The sequence below is a fragment of the Devosia sp. genome (assembly GCF_034675085.1).
In the GTDB taxonomy this organism is placed as follows: Bacteria; Pseudomonadota; Alphaproteobacteria; order Rhizobiales; family Devosiaceae; genus Devosia.
In genome coordinates this window covers 1-5,983 of sequence record NZ_JAUCDN010000204.1, presented here as the reverse complement: position 1 = coordinate 5,983, position 5,983 = coordinate 1, and the positions used below count along the sequence as shown (strand labels likewise).

Genomic DNA, 5,983 nt, shown 5'->3' with positions numbered 1-5,983 from the left:
TCGGTGCGCGAGATCACCTTGCCCTTGTGGTGCATGAGATAGCTCAGCAGCCGCAATTCGTGGCTGGTCAGCTTCACCGACTGGCCGTCCACCGTCACCTTGCCCGAACGGGCATCGAGCCGCACCGGGCCGGCGACGATCTCGTTGGAGGCATGGCCGGCGGCGCGGCGCACCAGCGCGCGCAGCCGCGCCAGCACTTCTTCCATATGGAAGGGCTTGGCCACATAATCGTCGGCGCCGGCGTCGATCCCCTGCACCTTGTCGCTCCAGCGGTCGCGCGCCGTCAAAAGCAGCACCGGCATCACGCGCCCGGCACGGCGCCACTCTTCCAGCACCGAAAGCCCGTCCATCTGCGGCAGGCCGATATCGAGCACCACCGCGTCATAGGGCTCGGTATCGCCGAGGAAGTGGCCTTCCTCGCCGTCGAAGGCCACATCGACCGCATAGCCGGCTTCGGTCAGCGCATCCTTGAGCTGACGGTTGAGATTGGTGTCGTCTTCGACCACGAGAATGCGCATAAGCCGCCCTCCGCCTTTGCCACGCCCCGCGCTATTGCGCGTTCAGCACCAGGTTCTGCGCCTCGCCGCTCGGCGCCAGGACGCCGATGATATAGACCAGCCCGCCGCCCTGGTCACACACCTGGACGGAGAGGATTTCGGCATTGCCGCCCACGCCGGCCGAGGCCAGAACGGCATTGAGCGACTGGATCTGGCCGCTGGAAACGGCATCCTGGATCTGGCGCTTGTCGAGACAGGCCTGCGCCTGGGCCGGAGCGACGGCCAAAAGGCCCAGCGTCGCCACAAGGGCGAGGGGAGCCAGCAATTTGGAGATGATCTTGTTCATGAGGGCACATTAGGGGCGCGTTGCTGAATGGGACATGAATGCAGCCTCGACTTCCGTCTCGGTCGTTTCGCGATCATCGGAAATGCAAATCTATACCCGCCTGCTTCATCACCGCGTTGGCGGTGTGACGCGAGAGCGAGCCCTTGTCCACCGTAAAGGTTCGGTCCGTAATGGGGCTATACCATATTTCATGATCGCCCTTGCCCTGCCGGCGATATGTACATCCGGCGGCTTTCAGGGCCTCTACGATTTGCCTGTAGAAGCCCTGAACCATTAATGCGCGCGCGCCCCGTCCAGGCGGAACTGGGAGAGGATGCACACATCGATCCGATCACCGGCATGGCCGACGTCGAGATGATGGGCATTATCCTCGAGCAATTCCGGCACAACAGCGAGCACGCGCTCCAGCAGACCATCGAGGCTGGTGGCCTCGGTGACAAGACCGGGAATGTCATCGCTCGTCGCAACCCATACCCCCGCCTCATCGTCCCATTGGGCCGTGACGAGAAGCTTGTTCATGTGAGCTCCCTTGGCTGAAGCGAGTTCAAGCATGGATTTGGTGCTAAAACAAGGCGACCCCTACCCCACCGCCTTCAGCCCGCGACGCAGGAAGATCACCGCGATCGCTTCCATGATGAGCTGCCCGGCCGAGCCGCCCTCCATGGCGGGCAGTTCGATGCCCAGCAATTGCGCCAGGCCCGCCAGCAGCATCAGGGCGGCGACGATATAGGTCTTGTAGCCGGTAAGCAGCGTCATGATCGATCCTCCAGTGTCGGGTTTGGCAATGGCGGCCAGCGCCATCTTGCGGATGGTGGCGATGCGGCTGGTCCAGCCGGCGCCGAAAACGGGGAAGGTGGAAAGGCCCTGCAAAAAGCGCAGCCGCCGGTCGCAAAGCGCCCCGACCAGCGCCGCCAGCCCCTTTTTGCCGGCATAGGCTTCGACGGCGCCGCGTGTCACCGGCCCGATACGGCCATCCACGGCCACGCCGAGCTCCGTCTGCAACAGGCGAACCGCCCGGTCGGGGCCGGAATTGACGGCGAAATCGAACAGGGCCAGGTCCAGCCCTGCCGGCAGGGTGCCGGCGCCGCTGCGCTCCCAATAGAGCTTTTTGTAGATCTGGGCGGCCTCGTCGCGCCCCAGCGCCTTGACCGCGCTTTTGGGCAGGTCCCACCAGGGCGACACGCCGCGCCAGTCGGCCAGGGTCTTGTGGGTGATGCCCATATTGGTGGCCCCGCCCGGATCGGCGGGATGGTCGGCATAGCCTCCCTCCTGCCGCAGCACTTCGTCGAGGCAGACGTCAAACCGGCTGGCCATGGAATTCTCCCTTTGCCGCATATCCCGCGCCGAGCACGGGGCTGATCTGGGCGACGGTGAAGCTGAAGGCGCTGGGCAATTCGCCGAAATCGGCGTGCTGATCGGCCGCCACATAGGTCCATTGCGGGGCCGAAAGCGCCACCTGGCGCTTTTCGGCCGCCCCCTCGAAGATGCTCAGGCGATAATGCTCTGGAAGAAGATCGAGGGGGACTTCGGCCAGGCCCCAGCCGTCGCCATCGGCGCGGCTGCACCGGATGAAGGAAATGGTCACATCCCCGCCTGCCCCGCGCCGCGCCCGCAAATGCACCGGCGGCACCGGCAGCGCCGGGCCGGGATCGGCGGTGACGGTCAGGCTGGTGCCCACCAGGTCGCCGCTGCCGGCATAGATGCGCAAATTGCGCGTCTCGCCCAGCCAATGCGGCTCCAGCGGCAGCGTCACGCTGCGCGCATCGGGCAATAGCACCCGTCGTCCCGCTCCGGCCATTGCCATGGCCGGGCCGGTGCCCTCCTGCCCGCGCAGCAGGTCCGAGAGGCGATAGCGGCCCGGGGCCACCAGTTCGGCCTGGGCAAAGCCCAGCATTTCCCAGCTTCCCGCGTCGGTTTCCACCGCCATGCGGTTGCCGCCGGCCAATGCCGCCAGCGGCTCCACTGCGGCCAGATGTCCCCAGAACAGCTCGACCTCGACGCTGTTGCCCCGGTCCCACAGCCCCAATGGGCCGGGCCGCAGCGGCGTTGCCAGCCTCCCGATTCCGCCGCGCCGCGCCAGTTCACCCAGATAGGCGCCGCTGGCCTCCTCGGCGATCTGCAGGCCGCCCGGCCAGGGCTGGGCATAGCCGGCCACCAGCAGCCGCGAGCGTGCCGGATCGCCCGGCAAAGGCGGCAGATGCGCGGCCACCACTTCGGGGCGCGCCGGAATGGCCGGCATCACGCCGGCGGCGGCCGGTCGGTCGGCCTCGGTGGCCACCGCGATATTGGCCGGCAGGGTACGGGCGCTCACCCGCCGCGCCAGCCCGTCGCGGATTTCGGTGATTTCGAACGGCCCTTCCGCCAGCCCGCCGATCTCCACCAGATCGCCGGGCTCCAGCGCCAGCTGCGCCGGCGGCAGGGTGAACTCCAGCACCTCCTCGCGGTTGGCGCGGGCGTCGAGCATACGCTCGGCCGCCATGCGCGCGGCAGGTCCATCCAGCGTCATGGTGCTGGAAACTCCTGCCAGCGGTCCCTGGGCGCGGGTCAGCGCCGTCGCGGTGCCGATGAGATAGTCGCGCTCGCGGTCGAAATAGCTCAGCGCCAGCCGCCCCGGCATTTCCGCCGGATTGGTGCGCCGGCGCGACAGCACCGCGCCCTCGCCGGCGACCAGCTCGTCCGCCGCCAGCGCCATCGCGTCCTGCCGCCACGCCGCGCCCAGATGCAGCCCCTCCGGCCCGTTGCGCAGGCTGAGGCCGCTGGCGTCGATCAGAGCTTGCAGCGCCTCGCGCGCCGTCGTCGCCCCGTCCAGAACCAGCCCGCCGATAAACGGCGCCGCCGGCTCGGCCGAGAGCGTCACCCCATGATCGGCGGCGATGGCGCGGGCAAGCTCGTCGCTGGCGGCCCCGCCCAGCCGCCCGCTCAGCCAGTGGCCGGTGCGGTGGTTGGGGCCATCGGCCCACACATCGATGCGCGCCGGAAAGGCCGGATAGGGCCGCGCGTCCCAGGTCCACAGATAAAGCCGGTCCAACGCCACCATGCCCGGCGGATTGTTGGCCGGATCGCGCCAGAATTGCTGATGGGCGCGCAGCGCCTGGCGCTGGATGAGGCTGTCCGGCGTGCCGGCGGAAAAATACGGCCGCCCGCTTTCATCGCTCTTGGCGTCGCCGAAGATATTGGGCTGGTTGGCGCCCTTGTCGACCGCCCCGCAGCCCAGCTCGGTGAACCACACTGGCTTTGAGCCCGGCACCCAGGCGGTGGGCGCGGAATTGCGCACCCCGCCGGGCCGGTCGTGATGGGGCCGGCTCCACCAGTTGGCGATATCCTTGAAGCGCCAGATCCAGGGCTCGTCGTGATCGCCATCCTCGATCGGGGTGCGGCGCTGCGCCAGCCGGTCGGCTGGGCTGGCATAATACCAGTCGAACCCTTCCCCGCCGGCGATATTGGCCTTGAGATAATCGAGGTCGTAGCCATCGGCGCTGCGTGCGGCGTCGGCATGGCCATGCCCGTCGCGCCAGTCGGCCAGCGGCATGTAGTTGTCGATGCCCACCGCGTCGATATTCGGGCTGGCCCAGAGCGGGTCGAGATGGAAGAATTTCTCTCCCTCCGGCTGGTAGCCCGAATATTCGCTCCAGTCGGCGGCATAGGTCAGCCTGGTGCCCCCGCCGACAATCGCGCGCACCTCGCCGGCCAGCGCCACCAGCCCCGAAACGAAGGGGAAGCTGTTGCCCGCCCCGCGCACCGCGGTCATGCCCACCATTTCCGAGCCGATGATGAAGGCATCCACCCCGCCCGCCGCCGCGGCCAGCCCGGCATAATGGAGCACCATGGCGCGATAGCCGGGCAGGAAAGCGGCCACCTGCGCCGCCGCGCCGGCGCTTTTGTCGGGCGAGCCGGGCTGGCCGGGCGCCGGATGGCAGGTGATGCGGCCGCGCCAGGGATAGGCCCCCTGCATCGCCCCGCCATGCGGATCGGGCAGGCCGTTGCCCTCGGCAATATCCATCATCACCAGCGGATAGAGCGTCACCTTGAGCCCGCGCGCCCTGAGATCGGCGATGGCGGCCAGCACCGCGCCGTCCGAGGGGGTGCCGCCATAGGCCGCTCCGCCCTTGTGGCGCGACACCACCGGCACCTCGGCGCGCCCCAGCCCGGCCACCTGCCACTCGGCGTCGATCACCGCGCGCTCCGCCGCCTCGACGCGCGGCCCGATGCGGCATTGCCCGCAGCGCAGGTCGTCGCCGAACCAGGAGACCACCAGCGCCACATGCTCGAGATCGGGGCAGAGCGCGGTCAGCTCGTCCAGCGCCACGCTCCAGTCGCTGCGGCCGCTGAGCAGGTGGCTGTTTTCGCTTTCGGTGGTGCCCGGCCCGACGAGGCGCGTGCGCAGGCCGGGGTCGTAGCCGAACTCCGTCGCGCCGGGGATCAGCGTGATGGCGCGGATCCCGGGCTCCAGCTCGCCCACCACCCGGCACAGCTCCACCGACAGATGCGGAATGCGGTTGCCGAAGCGGTTGAGCGGCAATTGCTCGACCACCAGATAGCACAGCCCCCGATAGGCCGGGGCCACGCCCTGCGTCGCCTCGATCAGCCCGTCGGGCATCTGGCTTTCGGTGCCGCGATAAAAGCGCAGGGTCAGCCCGGCGGTATCGAGCAATTGGCCATCGGCCCAGATGCGGCCGAGATGGGCCACCTCGCCCTCGCAGAAGGCGACGGCGAAGCTCGCCCCCACCACTTCCTCCTGCGGCTGGCTCGGTTCGAGGAAGCCCTTGGCGCCCGAGCTTTCCGGGGAGAGGATTTCCAGCTCGCGCGCCCAGATGATGTTGCCCGAAATGCGGCTCCAGCCATAAAGGCGCGGCACGGCCCCGCCCTCGCTCGAGCCTTGCAGGCGCAAATCGCTGGCCGGGCTCGCATTGGTCCGCTTTTCGCCGAAAATCGCCCCATCGACGGCGCTGCCGGCCAGCGCCCCCAGCGCCCGGCCCACGGTGGCGCCGATAGGGCCGCCCACCAGCCCGCCCACGAATTGTCCCGCCAGCGAAAGCGCCAGAGTGGCCATGTCTTTTGTCCTCGAAAAAAAAAGCGTACGGAGGGGCTCGATGATGCAGTTATCTCCCTCCCCCTTGCGGGGAGGGATCAAGGGTGGGGG

At 68.5% G+C, this 5,983-nt stretch carries 6 protein-coding genes; all 6 read right to left on the bottom strand.

What is annotated here, in order from left to right; all coding sequences use genetic code 11:
* Positions 1-518 (bottom strand): response regulator (locus VDP82_RS12635; RefSeq protein ID WP_323015202.1); only part of this gene is annotated, 518 nt, incomplete at its 3' end.
* A gap of 31 nt (positions 519-549) precedes the next feature.
* On the bottom strand, positions 550-843 hold the full coding sequence (locus VDP82_RS12630) for a hypothetical protein (protein ID WP_323015201.1): 294 nt from the start codon (positions 841-843) through the stop codon (positions 550-552).
* A 73-nt stretch (positions 844-916) separates the two neighbouring features.
* The gene (locus VDP82_RS12625) at positions 917-1,117 is read right to left on the bottom strand and encodes a type II toxin-antitoxin system HicA family toxin (protein ID WP_323015200.1); all 201 of its coding nucleotides are present in this window, start codon (positions 1,115-1,117) and stop codon (positions 917-919) included.
* Positions 1,117-1,362 carry a DUF1902 domain-containing protein gene (locus VDP82_RS12620; RefSeq protein ID WP_323015199.1) on the bottom strand — a complete coding sequence of 82 codons (246 nt, stop codon included), beginning with the start codon at positions 1,360-1,362 and terminating at the stop codon, positions 1,117-1,119. Before VDP82_RS12620 ends, VDP82_RS12625 begins: the two co-directional genes overlap by 1 nt.
* A gap of 60 nt (positions 1,363-1,422) precedes the next feature.
* The gene (locus tag VDP82_RS12615) at positions 1,423-2,157 is read right to left on the bottom strand and encodes a glycoside hydrolase family 108 protein (protein WP_323015198.1); all 735 of its coding nucleotides are present in this window, start codon (positions 2,155-2,157) and stop codon (positions 1,423-1,425) included.
* Positions 2,141-5,893, bottom strand: coding sequence for a baseplate multidomain protein megatron (locus VDP82_RS12610; protein ID WP_323015197.1), 3,753 nt, complete (start codon positions 5,891-5,893; stop codon positions 2,141-2,143). The genes VDP82_RS12615 and VDP82_RS12610 overlap by 17 nt, the downstream gene beginning before the upstream one ends.
* Positions 5,894-5,983 lie beyond the last annotated feature (90 nt).

What these genes read in the sequence shown, in the direction of transcription:
- VDP82_RS12630 (WP_323015201.1), bottom strand. Translation starts at nt 843, where the DNA reads ATGAACAAGATCATCTCCAAATTGCTGGCTCCCCTCGCCCTTGTGGCG.
- VDP82_RS12625 (WP_323015200.1), bottom strand. Translation starts at nt 1,117, where the DNA reads ATGGTTCAGGGCTTCTACAGGCAAATCGTAGAGGCCCTGAAAGCCGCC.
- VDP82_RS12620 (WP_323015199.1), bottom strand. Translation starts at nt 1,362, where the DNA reads ATGAACAAGCTTCTCGTCACGGCCCAATGGGACGATGAGGCGGGGGTA.
- VDP82_RS12615 (WP_323015198.1), bottom strand. Translation starts at nt 2,157, where the DNA reads ATGGCCAGCCGGTTTGACGTCTGCCTCGACGAAGTGCTGCGGCAGGAG.
- VDP82_RS12610 (WP_323015197.1), bottom strand. Translation starts at nt 5,893, where the DNA reads ATGGCCACTCTGGCGCTTTCGCTGGCGGGACAATTCGTGGGCGGGCTG.